Annotated in this window: 20 protein-coding genes and 4 tRNA genes; 9 read left to right on the top strand and 15 right to left on the bottom strand. The window is 61.8% G+C overall.

From position 1 onward, the window contains the following. Positions 1 to 52: 52 nt before the first annotated feature. Positions 53 to 418 (bottom strand): hypothetical protein, encoded by a 366-nt coding sequence (locus IEV82_RS06045; RefSeq protein WP_188481068.1) that lies wholly within the window; start codon positions 416 to 418, stop codon positions 53 to 55. Between the two features lie 270 nt (positions 419 to 688). Here IEV82_RS06045 and IEV82_RS06040 point away from each other — a divergent pair, with 270 nt between their 5' ends. The 3 genes from IEV82_RS06040 to IEV82_RS06030 all read left to right on the top strand — a co-directional run bounded on the left by IEV82_RS06040 (position 689) and on the right by IEV82_RS06030 (position 2,964). Then, positions 689 to 1,483, top strand: a complete 795-nt coding sequence (locus tag IEV82_RS06040; RefSeq protein WP_188481067.1) for a helix-turn-helix domain-containing protein — start codon at positions 689 to 691, stop codon at positions 1,481 to 1,483. Between the two features lie 102 nt (positions 1,484 to 1,585). Continuing rightward, positions 1,586 to 2,734: an aromatic ring-hydroxylating oxygenase subunit alpha gene (locus IEV82_RS06035; protein WP_188481066.1), complete on the top strand. Its 1,149-nt coding sequence runs from the start codon at positions 1,586 to 1,588 to the stop codon at positions 2,732 to 2,734. Further along, on the top strand, positions 2,731 to 2,964 hold the full coding sequence (locus tag IEV82_RS06030) for a hypothetical protein (protein WP_188481065.1): 234 nt from the start codon (positions 2,731 to 2,733) through the stop codon (positions 2,962 to 2,964). Before IEV82_RS06035 ends, IEV82_RS06030 begins: the two co-directional genes overlap by 4 nt. A gap of 13 nt (positions 2,965 to 2,977) precedes the next feature. On the opposite strand, the gene IEV82_RS06025 is transcribed toward IEV82_RS06030, so the two are convergent. The 5 genes from IEV82_RS06025 to IEV82_RS06005 form a co-directional block, all read right to left on the bottom strand. Beyond that, positions 2,978 to 3,769 carry a DUF2189 domain-containing protein gene (locus tag IEV82_RS06025; RefSeq protein ID WP_188481064.1) on the bottom strand — a complete coding sequence of 264 codons (792 nt, stop codon included), beginning with the start codon at positions 3,767 to 3,769 and terminating at the stop codon, positions 2,978 to 2,980. Positions 3,770 to 3,928: 159 nt separating this feature from the next. Beyond that, on the bottom strand, positions 3,929 to 5,053 hold the full coding sequence (gene prfB, locus IEV82_RS06020) for a peptide chain release factor 2 (protein ID WP_188481063.1): 1,125 nt from the start codon (positions 5,051 to 5,053) through the stop codon (positions 3,929 to 3,931). Positions 5,054 to 5,151: 98 nt separating this feature from the next. Continuing rightward, complete coding sequence (locus tag IEV82_RS06015; protein WP_188481062.1) at positions 5,152 to 7,704, bottom strand: penicillin-binding protein 1A; 2,553 nt, start codon at positions 7,702 to 7,704, stop codon at positions 5,152 to 5,154. A 112-nt stretch (positions 7,705 to 7,816) separates the two neighbouring features. Next, on the bottom strand, positions 7,817 to 9,034 hold the full coding sequence (locus IEV82_RS06010; RefSeq protein ID WP_188481061.1) for an N-acetylmuramoyl-L-alanine amidase: 1,218 nt from the start codon (positions 9,032 to 9,034) through the stop codon (positions 7,817 to 7,819). Between the two features lie 77 nt (positions 9,035 to 9,111). Then, complete coding sequence (locus IEV82_RS06005; RefSeq protein ID WP_188481060.1) at positions 9,112 to 10,266, bottom strand: pyridoxal phosphate-dependent aminotransferase; 1,155 nt, start codon at positions 10,264 to 10,266, stop codon at positions 9,112 to 9,114. Positions 10,267 to 10,322: 56 nt separating this feature from the next. Here IEV82_RS06005 and IEV82_RS06000 point away from each other — a divergent pair, with 56 nt between their 5' ends. After that, positions 10,323 to 11,660 (top strand): M48 family metalloprotease, encoded by a 1,338-nt coding sequence (locus IEV82_RS06000; protein WP_188481059.1) that lies wholly within the window; start codon positions 10,323 to 10,325, stop codon positions 11,658 to 11,660. Between the two features lie 19 nt (positions 11,661 to 11,679). Beyond that, a complete protein-coding gene (locus IEV82_RS05995; protein ID WP_188481058.1) occupies positions 11,680 to 12,435 on the top strand; it encodes a DsbA family protein in 756 nt (251 codons plus the stop codon). A 102-nt stretch (positions 12,436 to 12,537) separates the two neighbouring features. On the opposite strand, the gene ispG is transcribed toward IEV82_RS05995, so the two are convergent. From ispG to hemA, 3 genes are all read right to left on the bottom strand, one after another. After that, on the bottom strand, positions 12,538 to 13,665 hold the full coding sequence (ispG, locus tag IEV82_RS05990; protein ID WP_188481057.1) for a flavodoxin-dependent (E)-4-hydroxy-3-methylbut-2-enyl-diphosphate synthase: 1,128 nt from the start codon (positions 13,663 to 13,665) through the stop codon (positions 12,538 to 12,540). Between the two features lie 107 nt (positions 13,666 to 13,772). Then, positions 13,773 to 15,266 carry a helix-turn-helix domain-containing protein gene (locus tag IEV82_RS05985; RefSeq protein ID WP_308420404.1) on the bottom strand — a complete coding sequence of 498 codons (1,494 nt, stop codon included), beginning with the start codon at positions 15,264 to 15,266 and terminating at the stop codon, positions 13,773 to 13,775. 221 nt (positions 15,267 to 15,487) lie between these two features. Further along, positions 15,488 to 16,711: a 5-aminolevulinate synthase gene (gene hemA / locus IEV82_RS05980; protein ID WP_188481055.1), complete on the bottom strand. Its 1,224-nt coding sequence runs from the start codon at positions 16,709 to 16,711 to the stop codon at positions 15,488 to 15,490. A gap of 283 nt (positions 16,712 to 16,994) precedes the next feature. Between hemA and IEV82_RS05975 the strand changes: the two genes are divergently transcribed. The 3 genes from IEV82_RS05975 to IEV82_RS05965 all read left to right on the top strand — a co-directional run bounded on the left by IEV82_RS05975 (position 16,995) and on the right by IEV82_RS05965 (position 19,906). Then, a complete protein-coding gene (locus tag IEV82_RS05975) occupies positions 16,995 to 18,371 on the top strand; it encodes a M20/M25/M40 family metallo-hydrolase (protein WP_188481054.1) in 1,377 nt (458 codons plus the stop codon). A 111-nt stretch (positions 18,372 to 18,482) separates the two neighbouring features. Next, positions 18,483 to 19,049: a hypothetical protein gene (locus IEV82_RS05970; protein ID WP_188481053.1), complete on the top strand. Its 567-nt coding sequence runs from the start codon at positions 18,483 to 18,485 to the stop codon at positions 19,047 to 19,049. Further along, complete coding sequence (locus IEV82_RS05965) at positions 19,046 to 19,906, top strand: alpha/beta fold hydrolase (protein WP_188481052.1); 861 nt, start codon at positions 19,046 to 19,048, stop codon at positions 19,904 to 19,906. The genes IEV82_RS05970 and IEV82_RS05965 overlap by 4 nt, the downstream gene beginning before the upstream one ends. Positions 19,907 to 19,920: 14 nt before the next feature. Here the strand turns inward: IEV82_RS05965 and IEV82_RS05960 are convergent. Both IEV82_RS05960 and IEV82_RS05955 read right to left on the bottom strand, forming a co-directional pair. Then, positions 19,921 to 19,997: transfer RNA gene (locus tag IEV82_RS05960), tRNA-Asp, on the bottom strand. 29 nt (positions 19,998 to 20,026) lie between these two features. After that, positions 20,027 to 20,103 (bottom strand) — tRNA-Asp (locus IEV82_RS05955). Positions 20,104 to 20,546: 443 nt separating this feature from the next. Between IEV82_RS05955 and IEV82_RS05950 the strand changes: the two genes are divergently transcribed. Beyond that, positions 20,547 to 21,359 carry a LytTR family DNA-binding domain-containing protein gene (locus tag IEV82_RS05950; protein WP_229747695.1) on the top strand — a complete coding sequence of 271 codons (813 nt, stop codon included), beginning with the start codon at positions 20,547 to 20,549 and terminating at the stop codon, positions 21,357 to 21,359. 31 nt (positions 21,360 to 21,390) lie between these two features. Here the strand turns inward: IEV82_RS05950 and IEV82_RS05945 are convergent. The 4 genes from IEV82_RS05945 to lon all read right to left on the bottom strand — a co-directional run bounded on the left by IEV82_RS05945 (position 21,391) and on the right by lon (position 24,678). Further along, positions 21,391 to 21,466: transfer RNA gene (locus tag IEV82_RS05945), tRNA-Val, on the bottom strand. A 114-nt stretch (positions 21,467 to 21,580) separates the two neighbouring features. Further along, a tRNA-Val gene (locus IEV82_RS05940) sits at positions 21,581 to 21,655 on the bottom strand. Positions 21,656 to 21,674: 19 nt separating this feature from the next. Continuing rightward, positions 21,675 to 22,082 carry an HU family DNA-binding protein gene (locus IEV82_RS05935; protein ID WP_229747694.1) on the bottom strand — a complete coding sequence of 136 codons (408 nt, stop codon included), beginning with the start codon at positions 22,080 to 22,082 and terminating at the stop codon, positions 21,675 to 21,677. A gap of 190 nt (positions 22,083 to 22,272) precedes the next feature. Beyond that, positions 22,273 to 24,678, bottom strand: coding sequence for an endopeptidase La (lon, locus tag IEV82_RS05930; RefSeq protein ID WP_188481050.1), 2,406 nt, complete (start codon positions 24,676 to 24,678; stop codon positions 22,273 to 22,275). Positions 24,679 to 24,698: the final 20 nt, after the last annotated feature.

Raw genomic sequence — 24,698 nt, 5'->3', positions numbered from 1 at the left:
ATGGCGTCCCTGTCGGGGAGGGACTGCTCCCCGACAGGATATTGGTCCGAACTTACCCCGAACAGGCGATTTTGACGGGCGTGTCCATGTCGAAATACTGCGCAAGGTGCACAACCTTCTGGGACTCGCGCGGTGCTGCCTTGTTGGCAGTCTCCCGGGTTCCCGCACGGAGCTTGCCCGGCAGATCAGGCGAATGCGACGGCATGAGCACCTGTGGATTGCGCGCTGTGCGGACGTTCTCCTCGACAATCACATCAAATCGGATGAGATCACCTGCATCCAGCACCGGCGCATCATGGATGCTCCCGTCTGCCGGCGTGTAGAATGCAAGTTCGCCTTGGTCTTCGCACCAGATCACAGCTTTTTGCGCGGCTGCGTCTGACCACAGCACAACACCAAACATATTCTGCGGTTTCATAGTAAGGTTCCCCATCTTAGGCGTCCACTGTGTTAATTTTTTTCACGTCAGGACATCCCGAACTCTGCGTCGGGCATCAAAAATTTGTGTCAGCGGTGATTGACCCTGACGCGGTCTCGCGTCACCATTGATACTGGTTAGCATCACATATGACCGGATTGCACTTCGAAAGACAGCCCGGACCCGTTGCCAGCCTTTGTGTGTTACGTGTGAATTTGTTAACAAGGTGACTGGCATTTAGACGTTTTCTGGATCTGAAAGCATTTCGACGTGACACGCCCCAGCCCCTCCGAATTGCGCAACACTCTTGGGGCCAACCTCCGCGCATTGACCAAATCGACCGACTCGATCTCGGCCCTGTGCCGCGATCTCGGGATCAACCGAACACAGTTCAACAGGTACCTGTCGGGCGAAAGCTTCCCACGACCGGATGTGCTGTTTCGGATCTGCCAATATTTCAAAGTGGATGCCCGGATCATTCTGGAGCCCCTGTCTGACATCGGTTTGGGATCGAAATCGTTACTGAGCCATCCCGAAATAAGCGAGTTTCTTTCGGGAGGCGTGGCACAATTGCAGGACACTTTCTTTCCCGCCGGCTTCTACAAGTTCGTACGACGCAGTTTCCTCGATGACACGATGTTCGTACAAGGTTTGGTGTATGTCTATCGGGTTGACGGCGCAACCTTTCTGCGTGGCTACGAAACAAAGCAGGTGATGATGCAACAAGGGCTGCCCGACGATGCGATCAGCCGGGAATTCCGCGGCGTGCTTCTGGCGCAGGAGGGCGGTGTCGCCGGGCTGGTCAGTCGGCGCAACACGCTGACGACCTCGTTCAACTTTCTCACGCAGGTGCCATCTTTCCGGAACGATTACTGGGTCGGCTACACCGCGCGCACGGTCCGCGAGAACATCGCCGGATCGCGCATCACGCGGTTGGTCTACCAGTATCTCGGGCAGGACGGATCACGCGTGCGCGCGGTTGCGCGCGGCGCGGGGCTGTGTCGGGCCGACGACCTTATGCCTTACGAACGCAACCAGTTGCGGATCGACGCGCCGTTCTTCTAGGCCGCGGATCGGCAGGAGGCGACAGCGGATGTCGCAATCTGACGCGACCGTGCAGAGCCGCACGCCCAGCATCGCAGACACCCCGATGGTCTGGAGGTTGCGATGACGGCACTTGATCCCTGGCTGGCTGACGTGCAGAAACCGACGGCGCAGGCGCGAGGACTGCCCAACGCGCATTACACCGACCCGCAGTTCTTTGCAGAAGAGCGTGACGCGCTGTTCGGGTCGGGCTGGGCCGGGCTTGCCGTGGCCTCGGATGTGGCCGAGATCGGTGACGCGGTGCCGATCACCTTTCTGGACATTCCGCTGCTGCTCATCCGGGGGCGCGATGACGTGGTGCGCGTGTTCCAGAACATCTGTCGTCATCGCGGCATGATCCTTGTCGATGCGCCGCGCAGGATCGAAGGCGCGATCCGGTGCCCCTATCATTCCTGGTGCTACAGCACGCAGGGCCAACTTGTGGCGACGCCGCATGTCGGGGGTCCGGGTTTCAACACGCACAAGGACATCGACCGACCATCGCTGGGCCTGATCGAAACGCGCAGCCATGTCTGGCGCGACGTGGTCTGGATCAACCTGTCGGGCACCGCCCCACCCTTCGAAGACGCGATGGCGGACGTGATCGCCCGCTGGGCGGATTTCGAACAGCCCATGTATCACGGCGGCGACGACAGCCGCTTTACCCTGACGGTCGAGAGCAACTGGAAACTGGCAGTCGAGAATTACTGCGAAAGCTATCACTTGCCCTGGGTGCATCCCGGCCTGAACAGCTATTCGCGGCTGGAGGATCACTACAACATCGAACAGGACGGCGTGACTTCGGGACAGGGCACGCTGGTCTATCGGCAACTGACCGGAGAGACCGGCGCGGTGTTTCCGGATTTTGCGGGGCTTGATCCGAAATGGGACGCCGGGGCGGAATATCTTGCGATCTACCCCAACGTTCTGCTGGGGGTGCACCGCGACCACGCCTTTGCGATCATCTTGCGCCCTGATGGTCCGAACCGGACCGAAGAATACGTACATCTGTACTATGCCACGCCGGACAGCGACGCAGACCTGCGTGCGCGAAATGCAGAACAATGGAAACTGGTCTTCGAAGAAGACATTTTTGTCGTCGAAGGCATGCAGCTCGGACGCCGTGCGCCGGGCTTTGATGGCGGGCGGTTTTCTCCGGCGATGGACGGGCCGACGCATTGCTTTCACAAATGGGCGGCGGGCCGGATCGCGCGGCATCGTTCGCCAGCATGACCAATCCGCTGGATCAGGCCTTGCTTGATGCACATGCACGGGGCGACACAAGTGCCCTGATCCGTCTGTATCATGAGGCGGCAGAGACCGCGCAGGACGAACAGGCGACCGGGTTCTTCCTGACCCATGCCTATGTCTTCGCGCTGGAAGCGGGCGATGATCGCGCGTCGTTCCTGAAGGACGCGCTGGTCCGATTGGGGCGCGACATCCCTGCCCCACCCGATCTCTGACCCGGCGATGCAATCAGGCGGGATCGGCTGTCATGGGTGGTTGCCGCAACTGGTCATACAGGTGCCATGTCGCGTGTCCCAAGACCGGCAAGGCGATGAACAATCCCAGGAATCCCGGCACAAGCGCCAGAAATGTCACAAGCGCGATGAACGCGCCCCAGCCCAGCATCAGCACCGGATAGGCCATGACATATTGGAACGAGGTGATCATCGCGGTCACGAAATCCACCTCGCGGTCCAGGAGCAGCGGCAGCGCGATCACCGTGATGTTGAACAGCAGGATGGCAAACAGAGCCCCGACGATTGTGCCCACGGTCAGCATCATCAACCCATTGGCGGAGAGGTAGACATCGAGCGAACTTGACACATTGGTCATCGTACTGAGGCCGAGGAACAGGGCAAAGATCATGTGCGCCAGAAAGAACCAGAACAGGAACACCATGATGATGATGACGCAGATCGACGGCAACTGGCGGCGCGACTGGTGCAGCACCACGCCCAGAATCTCGGAGGCGACCATCGGATCGCCGCTCTCCAACCTGCGGCTGACTTCGTAGAAGCCCACGGCGGCGAAAGGTCCGATCAGCGGAAACCCGATCGCAGCCAGCACGAGCCAGTAGGTTGTCCCGGTCCAGAGCGTGACCGCCGAAATCCCCCACCCGGCCAGCACGTAGACCCCGGCGAAGAACAGCGCGTAGCCCGGCGCGCGGGTCAGGTCGCGCCAGCCCCGCCGCAAAGCAGTGCGCAGCGTATCCACCGTCACCGGCTCAAGATCCGGCACGCCAAGTTCAGGGGTATCCCGCATGCCATCCTCCGCGGATTGATATTCACAGTTTTGCATGAAAGCGGCTGACAGACGGTTTGGCAACATATTCGTTGCGCCGAGTCAGAGGCCGCGATGCGTCGACGCATCGCCGGTTTTCCGTCAACGGAAAACGGCCTGCATTTTGGCAGGCCGCGTGCCTTAATCGGCGCGGGCGTCGGCGCGGGATTTGCCGGACACGTTCATCGCCAGTGTCGCCGCCATGAACGGATCGAGATCGCCATCCAGCACCCCCTTGGTGTCCGAGGTCTCGTGCCCGGTGCGCAGATCCTTGACCATCTGGTAGGGTTGCAGGACGTAAGACCGGATCTGATTGCCCCAGCCCGCATCGCCCTTGGCCTCGTGCGCGGCGTTGATCGCCGCATTCCGGCGGTCCAGTTCCATCTGGTAGAGCCGCGATTTCAGCGCCTTCATCGCGATGTCGCGGTTCTGGTGCTGCGACTTTTCCGAACTGGTCACGACGATCCCTGTGGGCATGTGCGTGATCCGCACCGCCGAGTCGGTGGTGTTGACGTGCTGACCGCCGGCACCGGAGGACCGGTAGGTGTCGATGCGGATTTCGGACGGGTTCACTTCGATTTCGATATTGTCGTCGACCACCGGGTAGACCCAGACCGAACAGAACGAGGTGTGACGCTTGGCGGCACTGTCGAAGGGCGAGATCCGCACAAGCCGGTGCACGCCCGATTCCGATTTCAGCCAGCCATAGGCATTGGGGCCGGAGATCTTGTAGGCGGCGGACTTGATCCCCGCCTCTTCACCCGGCGTTTCCGATTGCAGCTCGACCTCGTAGCCGTGCTGTTCAGCCCAGCGGACATACATCCGCGCCAGCATGTTGGCCCAGTCGCAGCTTTCGGTGCCACCTGCCCCGGAGTTGATTTCAAGGAACGTGTCGTTGCCGTCGGCCTCTTCGTCCAGCAGCGCCTCGAGTTCTTTCTTGGCGGCCTTCTCGGCCAGTGCCTTGATCGCGGTTTCGGCGTCGGTGATGACTTCCTTGTCGCCCTCCATCTCGCCCAGTTCGATCATCTCGACATTGTCGCTGAGGTCCTGCTTGATCGAGCTGTAGGTTTCGATCGCGTCCACCAGCAATTGCCGGTCGCGCATCAGCTTCTGGGCGGCGGCGGGATCGTCCCACAGGTTCGGGTCCTCGACACGCGCGTTGAATTCCTCCAGCCGGTGCTGGGCGGTGTCCCAATTCAATCTCTGGGCCAGCAGCTTGAGGGATTTCTCGATCTGCTCAACGGTGTTCTGGATTTCTGCGCGCATTGGCGGTCCTGTATGCTCGGGCCTTGGTCAGACGTGGTGATAGACCAGCCACGCCGCCCCTTCAAGGCGGCGCAACCGGTGCGAAACGGGCGTGATGGTCAGTAAAGCCCACCCGAGCTGAGCGTGCCGAAGGACGCTTTGGGCCCGACGATAGCGGTACCCCCGCTGGAGGTGGTGACCTGCTTGGAGGGTTGGTCGCTTGAGCTGTAGAGTTCGAAATTCGAACCCATTGCAAAGCCGCCGTCGAACTGGATGCCGAAGATCGGCTCTTCGCCTTCGCGGAAACACTCGGCCACGACGTTGTCGCCGCTAGCATCATCCGACAGGCGCGCGCCCGTGTTTCGGTCGATCTTGATGAACTGGCAGTTTTCGGGCGGACGGAATGCGGTGCCACCGTATTTCGCCACGGCTTTTTGCATGAACGAGTTAAACACCGGCCCGCACATGCCGCCACCCGACGCACCACGACCAAGGCTGCGGGGCTGGTCATGACCGATATAGCAGCCCGCGACGATGTTCGAGGTGAAGCCCACAAACCAGACATCCTTGGCATCGTTGGTGGTGCCGGTCTTGCCCGCCGTCGGCACCGGCAGGTTGACCGAACTGCGTGCTGTGCCGCGTTCGACCACGCCTTCCAGCATGGAGGTCAGCTGATAGGCTGTGACGGCATTCATCACGCGCTCGCGGTCGCTGGTCACGGTGGGGCCGCGCCCGGGTTGCAGGTTTGGCAGCGTGCAATCCTCGCAGACGCGCTGGTCGTGGCGGTAGACGGTGTTCCCATAGCGGTCCTGAACGCGGTCGACCAATGTGGGTTCGACCCGTTCACCGCCATTGGCGAACATCGCATACGCCGCGACCATCTTGTAAAGTGTGGTTTCATCCGCCCCGAGCGAGTTGGCCAGAACGCGTCCCATGTTGTCATAGACGCCGAACTTCTCGGCGTAACGCGCGACCACATCCATGCCGACTTCCTGCGCAAGGCGGATCGTCATGAGGTTCCGCGACTGTTCGATCCCGGTGCGCAGCGGTGTCGGGCCATAGAACTTGTTCGACGCGTTCTGCGGCCGCCAGACGCCCTGCGGCGTGTCGATCTCGATCGGCGCGTCGACAACGATCGTGGCGGGCGAATAGCCGCTGTCCAGAGCGGCGGCAAAGACGAAGGGCTTGAAGCTCGACCCCGGCTGACGCTGCGCCTGCGTTGCGCGGTTGAACACCGAATGCTGGTAGCTGAATCCGCCCTGCATCGCGATGACGCGGCCGGTGTTCACGTCCATCGCCATGAACGCGCCCTGCACCTCTGGCGCCTGCCGCAACGTCCAACGGATAAAGCTGCCATCGCTGTCCGAAGTCATGCGGCGCACATGCACGACGTCACCGACGGCAAGCAGATCTCCGGCCACCTCGCCTTTGCGGCCCAGCGATCCGTCCGCATTGAGTTTGCGCGCCCATTGCACATCACTTGCCGGTATCCAGTGACCGTCCTCGTCCTCCGGGACCCCTTCGATACCGATGCGCGCGTCATTCTGCCCGACTTCGAGCACCACGGCGGGATACCACGGGCTTTCAAGCTGAACGTCGCGCGCGATATCCATTGACAAGAGCGCCTCGCGCCAGGTTGCGGTGTCGGTCAACTGCTCTGGCGGGAGTGTCAGACCGGTCCCCCGCCAGACGCCTTGCGACCGGTCATAGGTTTCGAGAGCGCGCTGCAGCGCAACCTCGGCCTCGACCTGCAATTCGGGATCGAGCGTGGCGCGCACGCTGAATCCGCCCGAGAAAAATTCGCCCTCGCCGAAATCCTCGCTCAGTTGGCGTCGGATTTCATCGGTGAAATAGTTGCGGGGCGGCAGCGCATCGCGGAAGTGATCATAGTCGCCGTTCTGGACCGAGCGAAGCGGCATCGCCACCTCGGTCTCGTACGTCTGGCGATCAATGTAGCCATTTTCGTACATCTCTTCCAACACGAAGTCGCGCCGTGCGAGCAGACGCTCCTTGCGACGGACGGGATGGAAATCGGACGGTGCCTTGGGCATCGACGCAAGTGTTGCGGCCTCGTGTGGAGCCAGTTCCACAAGCGATTTGTTGAAATAGGTCTGTGCCGCAGCCGTCACACCATAGGAATTCTGGCCGAGGAAAATCTCGTTCATGTAGAGTTCGAGGATCTTCTCCTTGGACAGCGTTTCCTCGATCCGCGAGGCAAGGATGATTTCCTTGATCTTGCGTTCCACCTGCCGGTCACCGGACAGAAGGAAATTCTTCATCACCTGCTGGGTGATCGTGGACGCACCGCGCACATCCTGCCCGCGCGACGCGACCGCGTCGAACGCGGCGGCACCGATGCCGCGCAGATCATACCCGCTGTGGGTATAGAAGTTCTTGTCTTCCGCCGAAATGAACGCCTGCTTGACCAGATCGGGAATTTCATTGGCGGGTGTGAACAGGCGGCGTTCCTGCGCGAATTCGTCGATGATCCGTCCCTCGCCCGAATAAATCCGGCTGATGGTCGGCGGCGTGTATTGCGCAAGACTTTCGTGGCTGGGCAGATCGCGGCTGTACATCCAGAGCACGCCGCCCACGCCAAGCGCGACCATCATCATGCCCATGGTGATGAGGGTGAAGATGCCTCCGAAGAATGACAGGATGAATCTGAGCACGGCGTGTCCCTTTACAGTTCCATACCCCTACAAAATCAGGGGCACTTCGTCAAAACACATTGCCGTTCGAACCGGCAGTCAGTTGCCTATGACGCAGGGTCACGGGCGAGGATCAGTTCCGCCTGAGCGGCGCAAGCGCGCGATCCTCGTCGCGCCACGCGATGATGCCATCGCGGATGCCTGCCGCCATGCCTTGCCGCCAGATCGGATCGCTCAGGTTGCGCAGGTCTTCATCGGTGGACAGGAACCCCACCTCCAGCAACACGGACGGAATGTCCGCCGCCTTGAGCACCGAAAATCCGGCGCTGCGCAGCGGGCGTTTGTGGACCCGGCCTACCGCATTGCGGATGCCGTCCACCATATGTTTGGCCAGCGCCTCGCTGCGGGGCGCATTGTCCAGCCGCGCAAGGCTCATCAGCACATTGGCGACCCGATCATCGGACTGGCTCAGGTCCAGACCCGCCAGCAGGTCGTCGCGGTTGTGGCGCTCTGCCAGCGCCGCAGAGGCCGCATCGGACGCGTCGTCCGACAGTACATAGACGGCCGCGCCGCGTGCCTCTCCCTCGGCCAGCGCATCGGCATGGAGCGACACGAAGAGGTCCGCGCCCGCATCGCGCGCCAGCGCCACCCGCGCCTCGAGCGAGACGAAATAATCGCCATCGCGGGTCAGGATCACGTCGAACCCGCCTGCCCGTCGCAGCACGTCCTGCAATTCGCGCCCGAAGGTCAGCATCAGGTTCGCCTCGGTGATGCCGTCGCGTTCGGCCCCCGGATCAATGCCACCATGGCCCGGATCAAGCACGATCCGCACCCGGTTCGGATCGCGCGGCGGCACGGCAGCGACCTGTGCAGGGGCTGGCAAATCCCAGCGCGGATCGCGCGGCGCACCTGACACCAAGTCAAACTCCGTCTGCTCCCCGCTGGCAAGCTGCACGGTGATAGTCGCGCCGCCGTCCAGCGTGTCAGTCACAAGCTCTGCGCTTTTCACCACCATCGGCTCGGCCAGATCGGCCACCAGCCGCGACCATCCTGGCCGATAGGCCCCCATCCGCACACCTGCGATCCGGTCAGTCCCGGCAAAGGCACCGGCGGCGGCATCGCCCCACTGGACCTCGCGGAAATCCATGACCAGCCGGTTGGGCTCGGTCAGGGTGAACAGCCGCCACGGCACGCCCTGGCTGATCTCGAGCCGCAGCTCTGCCCCGCGCCGCGTGTCCTGCACCGTGCCGGTTTCAAAACGCGCCAAGGCTCCAAGGTCCTGCGCCAAGGCAGGACCGGCCAGCACAGCCGACAGCAGAACCGCCAAAATCGAATTCAGGACACCACTCATTCGCTCACCCCGGCCTCTGATCGGGCCTTTGCGGCAACAGTACCGGATTTTGCTCTTCAGGGACAGTCCGGATGCGCTCAGGCGATATGGCCCTGCGCCCGCATGAAGCGTTCCAGCCGGACCAGCCCTTCGAGAATGTCCGCAGTTGCCCGCGCGTAGGAAAAGCGTAGCGTGCCGCCCCCCCGCTCAGGGTCGAAATCCAGCCCCGGCGTCACCGCCACCCCGGCCTCGTCGAGGATGGCACGGGCAAAGGCGCGGCTGTCCTCGGTCAGATGAGAGATGTCTGCATAGACATAGAACGCCCCGTCCGGCGGCGCGATCCTGTCGAACCCGGCCTTGGGCAAACCTTCGATCATCAGGCGGCGGTTTTCGCGGTAGACGGCCATGTTCGCCTCAAGCTCCTCCGGCGCATCCATCGCAGCCAGCGCCGCGATCTGTGCCGCATGAGGCGCGCAAATGAACATGTTCTGCGCCAGCCGTTCGACCTGCCGCACATTGCCCGGCGGCAACACCAGCCAGCCGACCCGCCAGCCGGTCATGCTGAAATACTTGGAAAACGAGTTGATCACGCAAACATCGTCGCTGATCTGAAGCGCGGTCACGGCTTTGTGGTCGTACTCGATCCCGTGGTAAATCTCGTCCGACAGGAACGCGGCCCCCTTGTCCTGCGCCGCGCCGATCAGCGCACCAAGCGCGTCCCGGCCCAGCATCGTGCCCGTGGGATTGGCCGGAGAGGCGACCATCATGCCCTGATAATCGAGCCCCTCCAGATCGGAGGGCTCCAGCTGGTACCGGGCCTCGGCGCGGGTCTGCACCTCGACCGGCACAAGATCGAGCGACTTCATGATCTGGCGGTAGGACGGGTAGCCGGGCGCCCCGAGCGCGATCCTGTCACCCGCATCGAACAGCGCGGTGAAGGCAAGGATGAACCCGCCCGACGATCCGGGCGTCACAACCACGCGCGCCGGGTCCAGATCGACATCGTACCAGTCGCCATAAAGCTGCGCGATCCGCTGGCGCAAAGCGGGCAGACCCAGCGCGACGGTATAGCCCAGCGGATTGTCGCCCATCTCGCGGACCAGTGCATTGCGCGCCAAAACGGGGGCCGGAGTGCCCGGCTGACCCACTTCCATATGGATGATGTGCCGACCCGCGTCCTCGGCCTGCCGCGCCGCTTCCATCACATCCATCACGATAAAGGGATCAACCGCCCCACGGCTTGAGTTCCGCATCATTCTCTCCGTACACTGCTGGGGGCAGACCTAGGGGCGAACACGGGGCAAGGTCAATGTATCACGCGACGCTGCACCTTTTCAGGGCCATCGGACTTGTCCTGTGCCTGACCGCGCTCATCGCCGCTGCTCCTGCGCGGGCGGCAACGCTGTTGCGCGACGCCGATATCGAGCACGCGCTCAAAGAGCTTGGCGCGCCGGTTCTGCGCGCAGCGGGTCTCAGCCCAAACCAGGTGCGCATCCTTTTGATCGACGACAGCACGCTCAACGCGTTCATCATCGACACGCAGCATATCTTCATCCATTCCGGCCTCGTGACCAAACTGGAAACGGCCGCACAGTTGCAGGCCGTGATCGCACATGAGGCGGCGCACATCGCCAACGGCCATATCTCGCGCCGCCTGGGCAACATGCAAAGCGCCCGCACCACCGCGGGTCTGGGCATGGCGCTGGCCGTGGCGGCTGCAGCTTCGGGCGCGGGACGCGCCGCTGTGGGCCTCGGGATCGGTCTGCAATCCTCGAACCTGCGCAGTTTCCTCGCCCATACCCGCGCCGAGGAAGCCTCGGCCGATATCAGTTCGATCCGCTACCTCGTCAGTGCCGGGATCGACCCTCAGGGCGCGATCGAGGTGCAGGAACTGTTCCGGGGGCAGGAAGCCCTGGCCGAAACCCGTCAGGATCCCTACATGCGGTCGCACCCGCTGTCGCGCGACCGTCTGCGCGCGCTCCAGGGGCTCGTCGCAGGTGCCTCGGCAAGAACGGCGCCCGACCCCACTGGTGATTACTGGTTCGACCGCGCCAAGGGCAAGCTGACCGCCTTCACCCGCGCACCGAGCTGGACGCTGCGCCGTGCCGATGACAGCCTGTCGCCGGATATCGCGGAGATGCGCAGGGCCGTGGCCTATCACCGCCAGAGCGACCTTGGCCGCGCGATCCGCCATATTGACGCCGCGATCACCGCGCGCCCGAACGATCCGTACCTGCGCGACCTCAAGGGCCAGATCCTGCTGGAATCGCGCCGTGCCTCGGATGCGGTCCAGGTCTATTCCGCCGCCGCCCGGCTCGCGCCGCGCGAGCCTCTGATCCTTGGCGGGCTGGGTCGGGCACAGCTTGCCGATGGCAAGCCGCAGGACGCACTGCGCACGCTGGAGGCCGCACGCGGGCGCGACTTCAGCGACACCCGCATCCTGCGCGACCTTGCCACGGCCTATGCCAAGACCGGCCAGAACGCGATGGCGTCGCTGGCAACGGCAGAACGCTATGCCGTTCAGGGCCAGTTGAAGGATGCCGCGATCCACGCCACGCGAGCCGAAGGCGCATTGCCGCGCGGATCCGGCCCATGGCAACGGGCGCAGGATGTGTTAAGTGCAGCGCAACGCGCCTTGCAGCGATGAAATCGATGACTGGAGACCCATGATGTCCAAACCCCGCCTTCTTGCCTCATCCGTTCTTGCCCTTCTGATGGCCACCGGTGTGCAGGCTGCCGATCTTGACCTGGACAACATGTCCGACGCCGACCGCGCTGCCTTCGGGGCGCAGGTGCGCGCCTACCTGCTGGAAAACCCGCAGGTCATCATGGAGGCCGTGCAGGTTCTCGAAGAGCGGCAGGCCGCCGAACAGGCGCAGGGCGATGTCGCGCTGATCGAGAACAACGCCGAGGCCATCTTCAACGACGGCTACAGCTGGGTCGGCGGCAACCCCGACGGGGACGTGACCATCGTGGAGTTCTTCGACTATCGCTGCGGCTTCTGCCGTCGCGCCCATCCCGAGGTGGCGCAACTGCTCGAACTGGATGGCAACATCCGCTACGTCGCCAAGGAACTGCCGATCCTCGGTGAAAACTCGGTGATCTCGTCCCGCTTCGCCCTCGCCGCGCGCGAGGTTGGCGGGGATGCGGCTTACGAGGCCGCGAAAGAGGCGCTGATCGTGCTGAACGGCGATCTTGACGACACCGTGCTGCGGCGGTTGGCCGAGACGCTGGAACTGGATGCCGACGCGGTGATCGCGGCGATGGACAGCGACAGCGTGTCAGAGCAACTGGCTTCGACCCGCGCCCTGGCGCAGGCGCTCCAGATCAACGGCACACCGTCTTTCGTGATGGGCGATCAGCTGATCCGGGGCTATGTGCCGCTGGACGCGATGCAGGAGATCATCGCCGAGGCGCGCTGAACCGGGCACAAGGCGGTTTGCAAACTTGCAAAATGCGGTTTGCAAACCGAATGACAGCACGTTGTAACGTGTTGTCACCAAACCGTTTCAAAGCATCTTGCGCTATTCCGCCGCTTCCTGAGCCGTTTCGGCGTCCAGTTCCGCGGCTTTCTTTTCCACTTCCTCGACGATGTGCTCGATCATCTGGTCGTTCGACATCTTGTGGCTCTGCTTGCCCGCAAGATAGACCATCCCGGCCCCGTTGCCGCCGCCGGTAAAACCGACATCGGTCATCAACGCCTCGCCCGGCCCGTTCACCACGCAGCCGATGATCGACAGGCTCATCGGGGTCTTGATGTGCTCCAGCCGTTTTTCCAGCGCCTCGACCGTCTTGATCACATCAAAGCCTTGCCGCGCACAGCTTGGGCAGGAGATGATGTTCACGCCGCGATGGCGCAGGCCCAGGGATTTCAGGATCTCGTAGCCGACCTTGACCTCTTCCACCGGGTCCGCCGACAGCGACACCCGGATCGTGTCGCCGATCCCCATCCAGAGCAGGTTGCCAAGACCGATTGCGGATTTGATGGTGCCCGTCATCAGGCCGCCCGCCTCGGTGATGCCCAGATGGATCGGCGCATCTGTCGCATCCGCCAATTGCTGATAGGCGGCGGCGGCCATGAAGACGTCCGACGCCTTGCAGCTGATCTTGAACTCGTGGAAATCGTTGTCCTGCAGGATCTTGATGTGATCCAGACCCGACTCGACCATCGCATCGGGGCACGGCTCGCCATATTTTTCGAGCAGGTGCTTTTCCAGCGATCCGGCGTTCACGCCAATGCGGATCGAACAATTGTGGTCGCGGGCCGCCTTGATGACTTCCTTCACCCGCGCCTCGGACCCGATATTGCCGGGGTTGATGCGCAGACAGGCGGCACCTGCCTCGGCGGCCTCGATGCCGCGCTTGTAGTGGAAATGGATGTCCGCCACGATCGGTACCGGGCTTTCGCGCACGATCTCCTTGAGCGCGCGGGAACTGTCCTCGTCAGGGATCGAGATCCGCACGATGTCGGCCCCGGCATCCGCCGCCGCCTGCACCTGTGCCAGTGTCGCCTTCACATCCGGCGTCAGCGTGTTGGTCATCGTCTGCACTGTGATCGGCGCATCCCCCCCGACCGGCACATTGCCCACCATGATCTGGCGCGACTTGCGGCGGTAGATGTTGCGCCACGGGCGTATGTGATTGAGGCTCATGCAGCCCTCCTGTCGCGGAAAGTGTCAACCAAACGGTACAGATTATTCATGCCTATAGCTAGGCCCGCTGAGGCGGGTCTGCAAGCCTTCTGCACGAGGTGCGAGGATCAGTCCGCGGGTTGCTGGATTTCCAGTTCGGCAACGATGCGGGCCAGATCGCTGTCCGCTTCGAACGACGCGACCGAGTAGGTCTGGCTCAGCTGGTCCACAGACAGCGCGAGGTTCGACGTGACTGATCCGCGTGCCCCTGCCGGGCCGTAGGTCTGGCCGTTCATCGCGAAATAGACCGCACCGGATTCGCCCACACGCAGGGTCGGCGGCTCCTCGGTGATCGGCACTTCGTAGGTGTCGCCCGCGTTCATGATGGTCTCGTAGATCACCGTGCCATCCGCCGCGCGCACCCGAATCCAGGCCGGACGCACAGCCACGAGTGTCACACCCGGCGCGCTGTCCTCGAGAATCTTCGGCTGCCCGATGGTCGGCTGCGATTGGTCGGTGCCGAGTTCAGCCAGCACGCGGGACAAATCCTGATCGTTTTGCAGGTCCGCAGGCTCCAGCGCCGCGGCAAGCGTCGGGCCGTCCAGCGGCAGGTCCGAGGTCACGGTGCCCGAAGGCCCCACGGGACCGATCGTCTGCCCATTGACGGCAAGATAGACAGCACCGCTTTCCCCGACATTGAGCAATGCGTCGGGCTCCGATGCGGGCACGGTCCAAGTCTCCCCGGCGGCCATGACCCGTTCGAAAATCACCGACCGGTCGGCACCGCGAATCCGCACCCAGGCGGGCCGCGCTGCAATCACCGTCACCCCATCCTGAGGCAAGGTGGACGGCCCTGTGGGGCTGAATGCGGCCGGCTCAAGATCGACGTTCGGAAGATTCTGCGTGGCCACCTGCGCAAAAGCCCCGACGCTGTTCGGATCGAGCGATGAAATCGGAGCATCGCGTGCGATCAGGACCGGCACGTCCAACGCTTGCGGGCGGTAAAGGCGATCAAACGCCTCGACGGTCGCGGGCGGTGTGAACACACCCGCAGCAGCGCCGCCGGTATCCGCTCTGGTCGCGGAAGAGTCGGCTGTCTCAATCGAGGTCTGCAACGGGTCGAGATCGCTCAGGACAACCGGCGTCTGGTCGACCGGGGCCATCTGCACGCGCTGCACCTCTTGCAGGACCGCATATCCGCCATAGCCCAGCCCGCCGAGCAACAGTGCCAGCACAAGCGTCGAGCCAATCGCTCCGGGTTCGATCCGGGACAGGAGCGAATCGTCTCCGGGTGCAAACGGCAGGGCCGGCTGCGAGAACGGATCGCGGGGCGACACCTTGGCCGCGACAGGCGCAATCTCGGATTTCTTGCGCGAGGACGCCGCGTCAGACATTCCATGCGCTGTCTCGAAGCCGCTTTCGGCGCAGAATACGGCATAGGTGTCGTCCGGGTCCATGCCAAGGTAACGCGCATAGGATCGCACGTAGCCCGCGATGAAACCGGGTGTGTCAAAGGCTGTCGGGTCGCAATTTTCTATTGCGGCGATATAGCTGGCCTTGATGCGCAATTCGCGCTGCACGTCCAGCAAGGACTTGCCCAATGTTGCGCGTTCCCCGCGCATGACATCCCCGAGACGGAGTTCGAAATCATCGAAGCTCCTTGGTTTAGGTTCGGATATGTCCTGCGAAAGCTTTGGGGATTTCCGCCCAATCATACTCGCTGCCCCTTGCCGTACCAACCGTCTACACGCTGCCTGCGTCGCGCGTACCAGGTGAGTCGGGTCGCGCATTTTATTACTCGTTAATTACCATACGACAAGGTTTAATGCACTGATTCCAAGTGTTACGCGCTGAGCTCGGCGCGATTCAGCGCACAATGTGCCCAAAGTTCATCCATCGCTTGCACGAGTTTGTCGATCTCTTGCGGACCGTGTACCGGAGAGGGCGTGAACCGCAGGCGTTCCGTGCCACGCGGCACGGTCGGATAATTGATCGGCTGCACATAGATTCCGAACCGGTCGAGCATCATGTCGGACATCTGCTTGGTGTGAACCGGATCGCCCACGATGACCGGGATGATATGACTTCCGTGATCGACGATCGGCAGACCCAGACCCTTGAGGCGCATCTTGAGGATACGGGCTTGCAACTGATGCTGGTCGCGCAAGGTCTGGTCGGTCTTGAGATGCGCGACGGATGCCGCCGCCCCCGCCGCCACCGCAGGCGGCAGCGACGTGGTAAAGATGAAGCCCGGCGCATAGGACCGGATCGCGTCGCACATTTTTGCCGATGCCGCGATATAGCCGCCCATCACGCCGTAAGCTTTGGCCAATGTGCCATTGATGATGTCGATGCGGTCCATCAGGCCATCGCGTTCCGCAACACCAGCGCCGCGCGGGCCGTACATGCCGACCGCGTGCACCTCGTCAATATAGGTCAGCGCGCCGAATTCGTCGGCCAGATCGCAGATCGCCTTGATCGGGCCGAAATCGCCATCCATCGAATAGATCGATTCGAACGCGATCAGCTTGGGTGCCTCGGGATCGTCCGCCGCCAGCAATTCGCGCAGATGCGCCACGTCATTGTGTCGGAAGATGCGCTTGGCCCCGCCATTGCGGCGCACGCCTTCGATCATCGACGCGTGGTTCAGCGCGTCGGAATAGATGATCAGGCCGGGAAAGAGCTTGGGCAGCGTCGAGAGCGTCGCGTCATTCGCGATATAGGCCGAGGTGAACAGCAGCGCCGCTTCCTTCTGGTGCAGGTCAGCCAGTTCCGCCTCAAGGCGCTTGTGATAAACGGTTGTGCCGGAAATGTTGCGTGTGCCGCCGGAACCCGCGCCAGTGGCGTCCAATGCCTCGTGCATCGCGGCCAGAACGACGGGGTGCTGGCCCATGCCAAGATAATCATTGCCGCACCACACGGTGATGTCCTGCTCGGTCCCATCGGGCTTGCGCCAGACAGCATGGGGGAATTGACCGTTCTGACGCTCGATATCGATAAATGTCCGATAGCGTCCCTCTTCGTGCAAACGATTCAGGGCTTCGTCGAGTTTGTCTGAGTAGTGCACCGGCGTCTCCTTCAGTCTGCGATCTTCGGGGGAGTTCCGGCGCCCCGCGTCGCATTCACATTTTAGAATGGATATAGATCGCATATCCCCATGACAATGTGCTTAAGGAACGACCAACCGTCGCAGCCTTGATCTAGGTCAAATTCGCCGGGCCCACCGCGGCTTTGTCCGGAAAATCTGTATTTTCCCCACATCATTGGCGGGGGTTTCCTTCCGATTTGCGGCTCTGGACAGTGTGTCGCGCGGTGGTAGGCTTCGGTAAAACATGCAGAGGAAGCTGAAAATGTCCGTAGGTCCCGTACTCGATCGCATTGATTCCAACCTGTCGGACAGCCTGGAGCGTCTGAAGGAATTCCTGCGCATCCCGTCGATCTCCACAGACCCCGCCTACAAATCCGAGTGTGACCGCGCCGCCGACTGGCTGGTCGCCGATCTGCGCTCGATGGGGGTGCAGGCCGAAAAGCGCCCGACCCCCGGTCATCCGATGGTGGTCGGCACGATTGACGGCCCCGGTCCGCATCTGCTGTTCTACGGTCACTATGATGTGCAGCCGGTTGATCCGCTGGACCTGTGGGACAACGATCCGTTCGATCCGCAGATCGAGGACACGCCAAAGGGCAAGGTGATCCGCGGACGCGGCACCTCTGACGACAAGGGCCAGTTGATGACCTTTGTCGAAGCCTGCCGGGCGTGGATCGCGGAACATGGCAGCCTGCCCTGCAAGGTCACGTTCTTCTTCGAGGGTGAAGAGGAATCAGGCTCACCATCGCTTGTGCCGTTTCTCGAAGAAAACGCCGAAGAGTTGAAAGCGGACATCGCGCTGATCTGCGACACAGGCCTGTTCGACAGCCGGGTTCCTGCAATCACCACGATGCTGCGCGGCATGCTGCAGGAGGAAATCACCATCACCGGCCCGACCCGCGACCTGCATTCAGGGATGTATGGCGGCGCCGCGATGAACCCGATCCGCGTCCTGAGCCGCATCATCGCGTTGCTTCATGATGACCAGGGGCGTGTCACCATTCCGGGCTTTTATGAGGGCGTGCCCGACATCCCGGCCGATGTCATGCAGCAATGGGAGGCGCTTGAGTTCGATCACAAGGCGTTCCTCGGCGATGTCGGCCTCGCCGATCTGGCGGGTGAAGCCGGGCGCAGCGCGCTGGAAATGATTTGGTCGCGTCCCACCTGCGAGGTCAACGGCATCGGTGGCGGCTACCAGGGCGAAGGCTTCAAGACCGTGCTGCCGTCAAAGGCCAGCGCCAAGATCAGCTTCAGGCTCGTCGGCCAGCAAGACCCCCACGCCATCCGTGACAGCCTGCGCACCATGATCGCCGATCTGACCCCGAAGGATTGCAAGGTGTCGTTCAAGGGGCACGGCGCTTCGAAAGCCTCGGTCATGTCGATCGACAACCCGGCCTTCGAACAGGCCCGCGTCGCGCTGAGCGAGGAATGGCCGGATGAGGCGGCATTCATCGGCAGCGGCGGGTCGATTCCCGTGGCCGGATATTTCCAAACCCTGCTGGGCACCGAATCCATGCTGATCGGCTATGGCAAGGATGACGACCAGATCCACAGCCCGAACGAGAAATACGACATCGAAAGCTTTCACAAGGGCACAAGAAGCTGGGCACGGATCTTGCAGGCCTTGACCAAGGAATAGGAACGACGACAAAACCGAGGAATGCTGGATTTCTAAAATTCAAGCGAACTTTCTCAAGTTGGCCACGCGCGGTTCCAAATCTCGACACATTTTTTGGCCAATGGTTAACGCATGAAACGAGTTCTGAAAAAACAAGATCGTAACGATTTCAACGCCCGCATCCAGCGGCTGGACCCGGCGTTTGCAGCAACACCCGCCAGTGTCCGCGACACGCGACAGCCTTGGGAAATGGGCGCAGCGTCTTCGCGCAAGTCGAGCAGTCCCGTCATGATGACGGGTCTGGGCTTCGCGCTTGCCCTCGCGGCCCTGTTCTCGGCCAACAATCCCGAAACGGTTCAGGCGCTTCTGGTCCGCTTCGGCTGGCCGCTGCAATTCGTGGGCTATGCCATGCACGGCGTCACGGCGCTGATCATCGGGGTGATCCTGTTCTACCTCGCCAATGTCATCCGCATCGTGAAGCCGGGTGTGATGGGTCGCGGCAATGCGGTGGGCCTTGTCACCGGTGCGATCGCGGCCATCGCGTTCAGTCAAATGGACGAGCGCCATCTGCAGACTGGCCTGCAATATGCGGGCTTCGACAGCCCGGCGGATGTTCTGACCTTTGCACAGGCCAAGACCTCGGATTTCGCGAATATCGACTGGACAAGCGTGGTGGCGGTGTCATCCTCGCCAAAATGAGCCAGGCAGACACATTTACGAACAATGACCAGATCATAGCGTACGAGGTGGCCGGAAACGGACCGCCTCTTTTGCTGTTGCACGGCTTTCCGCAGACCCGCGCCATGTGGCGTCCCCTTGTGCCCGCGCTTGCCGACCAATTCACCGTCGTCACCGCTGACCTGAGGGGCTACGGCGACAGCAGCAAACCCGCAACCATGCCCGAAATGAGCTTTCGCCTGATGGCGCAGGACATGGGCGCGCTGATGGGCTCAATGGGGTTCGACAGCTTCCATGCCGTTGGTCACGACCGTGGCGCGCGCACGGCGCACCGCTTGGCGCTGGATCACCCGCAGGCGGTCCGCAGCCTCACGGTCATGGACATTGTGCCCACAGAGCACCTGCTGACCAACATGACCACCGAGATCGCCAAGTCCTATTACCACTGGCTGTTCCTTGCGCAGCCCTACCCCTTCCCGGAAACCATGATCGGTCATGACCCGGATGCCTATTTCGAACGGTGCCTTCTGGGATTCGGCAAAGCCAGCCTGAGCGATTTCGATGCCGACCTGCTCGGGATCTACCGCGCGGCATGGCGCGACCCCGACTGCATCCGCGCCATGTGCCACGACTACCGCGCCGCCATAGAGGTGGACTGGGAACATGACCGTGCCGACCTGAGCCGCAGCGTCACCTGCCCTGCGCTGGTCCTCTACGGTGCAGACGGGGCGATGGCGCATTTGCTGGATGTGCCTGCCACGTGGCGGGACAGGCTGTCGCACATGCGCCACGCCACCATCGAGGGCGGGCATTTCTTTCCGGATCAATCGCCAAAAGCCACAACAGACGCGCTGCTGGGCTTCATCAACTCTTTGTGAAGAAGAAGGAGAAATGGCGCGGTTGACGGGGCTCGAACCCGCGACCCCCGGCGTGACAGGCCGGTACTCTAACCAACTGAGCTACAACCGCGCATTTCACGCAGATGCTAAGGGCAGTGATGGCGCGGTTGACGGGGCTCGAACCCGCGACCCCCGGCGTGACAGGCCGGTACTCTAACCAACTGAGCTACAACCGCTCACTGCCGCCCGCATCTGGGCGTGACGCGGGTTCTATGGTCAGCGCCCTGCCCCGTCAAGCGCTTTCGCGCGGTTTTCTGAAGCAAAAATTCTGCGCCGGAATCGATGCAAGCAATGCCCTCGTGCGGTGCCTGATCACAGACACCGACAAAGGATGAGACAGGTGGTCCAAGCATCGCAGTTGCACCGCCCTGCATGGCTTTCGGGATGTTCTGAAAGTGCTGGACCGCACCGGCCACGCGGTTTCGACCACGGCACGGAGACAGAAAGAAAAAATTACCCTTACGCCAGAATCCGCAAAATTGATACAAAAGTGATGCTATATAGCGTCAATCGGTAGGTGATTGTTCAGACCACGACCAAGTTCCAATTGCTCGGTCCGCAAACGTTCATATTCTCCGATGCAAAACGAGTTGGGGTTGTCACGTTTATGCAGAGGCTTTTGAACACAGAGTTGACTCTGTGGGACCTGCTGGGTGGGCGCGTATCTATCGACACGGCGCATTATTTTCGGGTGCTGACGCATCAACGTACCTTGTTGTTCGTCTTCCTGGCCCTGCTGACCTTTGTTGCGGCTGACCCGTCGGGATCGCGGAATTTCGTACCGATGTGGTTCGCCATCATCCTCTGGCCCGTTGCGTTTTCCTTCTACCTCATCGTGTACCACGCACAATTGCTGTCACTCGCCGCGCTGACCCGGCGTTTCAGCTGGCTCAGCATGCCGACGCCCCTTGTCGGATTCGTGGCTTTGCTGCCCACGGTCTATGTTTGCAGAAGCGCGGTCATCTACATGAGCGACGGGGAATTTCCCTATGACGTGTCCGACCAGCTGATCTTTTATTTCCTGTCGGTTCAGGGGCTCGAAACGGTGTTCTACCGGTTCATCCTGCCGGGGGTCCGCGCTGAGATCGAAGCCGAGAAACCAAGCCGTCACCTCGTGATCGGCGGTGAGCAGGTCGATCTTTCGCAGCTTCTTCATATCGAGGCGCGCGAACATCACGTGCACCTGACCTTCGAGAACGCCAAATCGCTCGCCCGCGCCCGTCTGGGCGACATCGTCGCGCAAACCAGCGCGGAGGACGGGATGCAACCGCACCGGTCCTGGTGGGTCGCCCGCGATCCGGCAATCCGCACCGAGCGCCGGAATGGCCGCCTGATCCTGCGCCTGCGCGACGACACCGAAGTCCCTGTCGCCCGGACACGCGTCGAAGACGTGCTGGAATGGCTGGAAAACCATGCCAATCCTGGCCGGTGAGGCGTCATTCAGAACGATTTATCTGGCTGGATGGTGGGTGATGAGAGACTCGAACTCCCGACATCTTCGGTGTAAACGAAGCGCTCTACCAACTGAGCTAATCACCCGCTGGCGTGTCGTTTAGACAAGGCCACTGACCGGCGCAAGCGCTTTTTGCTGCCGTTTTCCCCCGCCCCAAACGCAAGACACGCAGCCCGTTCAAGGCCGCGTGTCTGGAAGAATGGTGGGTGATAAGGGATTTGAACCCCTGACATCTTCGATGTGAACGAAGCGCTCTACCACTGAGCTAATCACCCGTTGGGCGTGGTCTTAGCGTCACTCGGCAGCCTGTGCAAGAGGGTCCGGCGCATCCGTGGGCTGCGGGTCGGTGCGGCGCAGGCGCGTCGTGATGATATGCGCCTTGGTCGTCTTTTTCATGCGCGTGATCTTGAGCTTGCCCAGCGGGGCGAGGTTCATTTCGCGCCCGTCGGAGATCGTTTCCCCAAGCACGGCCAGCATGGCATCGACCACCGGCTTCACGTCGCGTTTCTTCACGCCGCTCCGCGCCACGATGATGTCGATCAATTCCTTTTTCTTCAGCTCCGGCCCGACGATCGTCGGGGATTCGGTCACCACCACTTCGGGTTCGGCGCCCGCTGCCGTCCCTTTCGGTGCCATCGCGGGTGCCGTTTCAGGCACCTTGAGAGTCTTGGCTTGGGTCGGTGTCTTCTTGGTCGTCGCCATCGTTTTCATCCTTTGTCTGCTCTGACATTTACCGGCGAATTTTGGCTCACCATAGCAAGGACGGACACTTTATCCAGTGTTTTGATCCGAAATCGCCACCAGATAGGCGTTCGGGTGGCGTTTTGAACTCAGGGCAACAAAAAACGCCGCCCCGAACCGGGACGGCGTCGCATTGTAGAAATCGGCTGGATCAGTGTGCGATGGCCGAGGTGCCGCTGCTGTCCTTGCTCAGGGTCTGGGCTGCGGCCTCTTCCGCGGCCTCGTCCCATTCGATCGGCTCGGGTTTCGACACCAGCGCCAGTCTGAGCACTTCCGAGACGTGTGAAACCGGGATGATCTCGAGCCCGTTCTTCACGTTGTCGGGCAGTTCGGCCAGATCCTTTTCGTTTTCCTGCGGGATCAACACCGTCTTGATGCCACCGCGCAGGGCCGCGAGCAGTTTCTCCTTCAGGCCGCCGATGGGCATCGCATTGCCGCGCAGCGACACTTCACCGGTCATCGCGATGTCACGCCGCACGGGAATACCCGTGAGCACCGACACGATGGAGGTCACCATCGCCAGACCTGCAGAGGGGCCATCCTTGGGCGTCGCCCCATCCGGCACGTGGACGTGAATGTCCATCTTGTCGAACTTCGGCGGTTTCACCCCGATCGCAGGCGCGATGGAGCGGACATAGCTGGCCGCCGCGTCGATGGATTCCTTCATCACGTCACCCAGTTTGCCCGTGGTCTTCATCCGACCCTTGCCCGGCAGTTTGAGCGCCTCGATGTGCAACAGATCGCCGCCCACGCTGGTATAGGCCAGCCCGGTCACGACACCGACCTGGTTCTCTTCTTCGACCAGACCGTAGCGATGTTTCCGAACGCCAAGGAAATCGGACAGGTTGTCGGGTGTGATGACCACCTTGTCTTCCTGCTTCCTCACGATCTTGGTCACCGCCTTGCGCGCCAGCTTGGAAATCTCGCGCTCAAGGTTCCGAACCCCGGCTTCGCGGGTGTAGTAGCGGATCATGTTCGTCAGCGCCTCGTCCGTCAGCTCGAACTCGCCCTTCTTGAGGCCGTGGTTCTTGACCTGCTTGGAGGTCAGGTGACGCTTCGCGATCTCGGCCTTTTCATCCTCGGTGTAGCCCGACAGCGGGATGATCTCCATCCGGTCCAGCAGCGGTCCCGGCATGTTGTAGGAGTTCGCCGTGGTCAGGAACATCACGTTCGACAGGTCGTATTCCACTTCGAGATAGTGGTCCACGAAGGTGCTGTTCTGTTCCGGATCAAGCACTTCGAGCATAGCCGACGCCGGGTCACCCCGGAAATCCTGACCCATCTTGTCGATCTCGTCGAGCAGGATGAGCGGGTTCGTCGTCTTGGCCTTTTTCAGCGCCTGGATGATCTTGCCCGGCATTGAGCCGATATAGGTCCGGCGGTGGCCACGGATCTCGGATTCGTCGCGCACGCCGCCCAGCGAGATGCGGATGAATTCGCGCCCCGTGGCCTTGGCGACCGACTTGCCCAACGACGTCTTGCCGACACCCGGAGGGCCGACAAGGCACATGATCGGGCCTTTCAGCTTCTTGCTGCGCTGCTGCACGGCCAGATATTCGACGATCCGTTCCTTGACCTTTTCAAGGCTGTAGTGATCCTCGTCCAGAATGCGCTCGGCCCGGCCAAGATCCTTCTTGACGCGGGATTTCACGCCCCACGGGATCGACAGCATCCAGTCAAGATAGTTGCGCACAACCGTTGCCTCGGCGCTCATCGGGCTCATGTTCTTGAGCTTCTTGATCTCGGCATCGGCCTTTTCGCGCGCTTCCTTGGACAGCTTGGTGGCACTTACCCTGGCTTCCAGTTCGGCAACCTCGTTCTGGCCGTCCTCGCCATCACCCAGTTCGCGCTGAATGGCTTTCATCTGCTCATTCAGGTAATATTCGCGCTGCGTGCGCTCCATCTGGCTCTTGACACGTGTCTTGATCTTTTTCTCGACTTGCAGCACGGACATTTCGCCCTGCATCAGGCCATAGACCTTTTCCAGACGCTCGCTCACCGAAAGGGTCTCCAGAAGCTCCTGCTTCTGGTTGACCTCGATGCCCAGATGACCCGCGACAAGGTCGGCCAGTTTGGCCGGTGCATCGGCATCCGACACAGCGCCCATCGCTTCTTCGGGGATGTTCTTCTTGACCTTGGCGTAGCGTTCAAACTCTTCGCCCACGGTGCGCACCAGCGCCGTGATCGCCGCCGGATCGCCCGGCATCTCGGTCAGGTATTCTGCACGCGCCTCGAAAAAGCTGTCATTCTCAAGATATTCGGTGATGCGCACACGCTTCTGGCCTTCGACCAGCACCTTGACGGTGCCGTCGGGCAGCTTGAGAAGTTGCAGCACATTGGCCAGCACCCCGGCTCGGTAGATCCCGTCGGTCTGCGGATCGTCCTCGGAGGGGTCCATCTGGCTGGCAAGCAGGATCTGCTTGTCGTCCGCCATCACTTCTTCCAGTGCGCGCACCGATTTGTCACGGCCCACGAACAGCGGGACGATCATGTGCGGGAAGACAACGATGTCCCGCAGCGGCAACACTGGGTAGGAGGCGTTAAGAGGCTCTTGCATGCTCGTATCCTTATCATTGG

The sequence above is a fragment of the Marivita lacus genome, from assembly GCF_014637725.1.
Lineage (GTDB): Bacteria > Pseudomonadota > Alphaproteobacteria > Rhodobacterales > Rhodobacteraceae > Marivita > Marivita lacus.
This window is presented reverse-complemented; position numbering and strand designations above follow the sequence as displayed.

Coding starts and splice junctions, on each gene's coding strand:
- IEV82_RS06045 (WP_188481068.1), bottom strand. CDS start 418: ATGAAACCGCAGAATATGTTTGGTGTTGTGCTGTGGTCAGACGCAGCC.
- IEV82_RS06035 (WP_188481066.1), top strand. CDS start 1,586: ATGACGGCACTTGATCCCTGGCTGGCTGACGTGCAGAAACCGACGGCG.
- IEV82_RS06030 (WP_188481065.1), top strand. CDS start 2,731: ATGACCAATCCGCTGGATCAGGCCTTGCTTGATGCACATGCACGGGGC.
- IEV82_RS06025 (WP_188481064.1), bottom strand. CDS start 3,769: ATGCGGGATACCCCTGAACTTGGCGTGCCGGATCTTGAGCCGGTGACG.
- prfB (WP_188481063.1), bottom strand. CDS start 5,053: ATGCGCGCAGAAATCCAGAACACCGTTGAGCAGATCGAGAAATCCCTC.
- IEV82_RS06010 (WP_188481061.1), bottom strand. CDS start 9,034: ATGAGTGGTGTCCTGAATTCGATTTTGGCGGTTCTGCTGTCGGCTGTG.
- IEV82_RS06005 (WP_188481060.1), bottom strand. CDS start 10,266: ATGCGGAACTCAAGCCGTGGGGCGGTTGATCCCTTTATCGTGATGGAT.
- IEV82_RS06000 (WP_188481059.1), top strand. CDS start 10,323: ATGTATCACGCGACGCTGCACCTTTTCAGGGCCATCGGACTTGTCCTG.
- IEV82_RS05995 (WP_188481058.1), top strand. CDS start 11,680: ATGATGTCCAAACCCCGCCTTCTTGCCTCATCCGTTCTTGCCCTTCTG.
- ispG (WP_188481057.1), bottom strand. CDS start 13,665: ATGAGCCTCAATCACATACGCCCGTGGCGCAACATCTACCGCCGCAAG.
- IEV82_RS05985 (WP_308420404.1), bottom strand. CDS start 15,266: ATGCGCGGGGAACGCGCAACATTGGGCAAGTCCTTGCTGGACGTGCAG.
- IEV82_RS05975 (WP_188481054.1), top strand. CDS start 16,995: ATGTCCGTAGGTCCCGTACTCGATCGCATTGATTCCAACCTGTCGGAC.
- IEV82_RS05970 (WP_188481053.1), top strand. CDS start 18,483: ATGAAACGAGTTCTGAAAAAACAAGATCGTAACGATTTCAACGCCCGC.
- IEV82_RS05965 (WP_188481052.1), top strand. CDS start 19,046: ATGAGCCAGGCAGACACATTTACGAACAATGACCAGATCATAGCGTAC.
- IEV82_RS05935 (WP_229747694.1), bottom strand. CDS start 22,082: ATGGCGACGACCAAGAAGACACCGACCCAAGCCAAGACTCTCAAGGTG.
- lon (WP_188481050.1), bottom strand. CDS start 24,678: ATGCAAGAGCCTCTTAACGCCTCCTACCCAGTGTTGCCGCTGCGGGAC.